This window comes from Rahnella sp. PAMC25617, from assembly GCF_050606005.1.
GTDB lineage: Bacteria > Pseudomonadota > Gammaproteobacteria > Enterobacterales > Enterobacteriaceae > Rahnella > Rahnella variigena.
On the sequence record NZ_JBOCUM010000158.1, the window covers coordinates 1 to 484 of the forward strand.

The window sequence follows — 484 nt, forward strand, 5'->3', positions numbered from 1 at the left end:
GCTAAGGTCAGAAGAGCTTTATTTAACAGCTGGTCTTATGTCTGTGACCCCTTGTTAATTGATAAGCCTGAAACATGCACTTGTCAAGGTTCTGAGGCACATTTTGCAAATATGGCAGTAGCCATCGATCAGCTTAAGATAAGATACTTTATTGATCCCAAGTTGGGAAATGTTTTTGTTACAGCAGCATGTACAACTTTGTTCTACTCCACTACAATTCAGAGGTGAACCTGGTATTTTTACTCCACTACATTTATTTTAGTTACTTTGCAGATTCTGATTAATGATTTGAAATATAAACAACCCTTAAATCAGACTTTAGTTACACCTGAGTCAAATTCAGGGAAGGTGATTGTTAAGTGCCAAAATAAACTATGCAATATATTGGACGTTAATTACTTTGTCAGACTTCGTATTTATCTGTGGATAACCCCAACATGTTTTTCTTATTCAAGAGAAGACCTTAACTTAAAGTATTATTTAA

Annotated in this window: 1 protein-coding gene; it reads left to right on the forward strand. The window is 34.5% G+C overall.

Annotated features, from left to right (window positions below; genetic code table 11):
• The coding region (locus ACM615_RS24070) for a hypothetical protein (protein WP_431012658.1) at positions 1-228 on the forward strand (228 nt) is incomplete at its 5' end.
• Positions 229-484 lie beyond the last annotated feature (256 nt).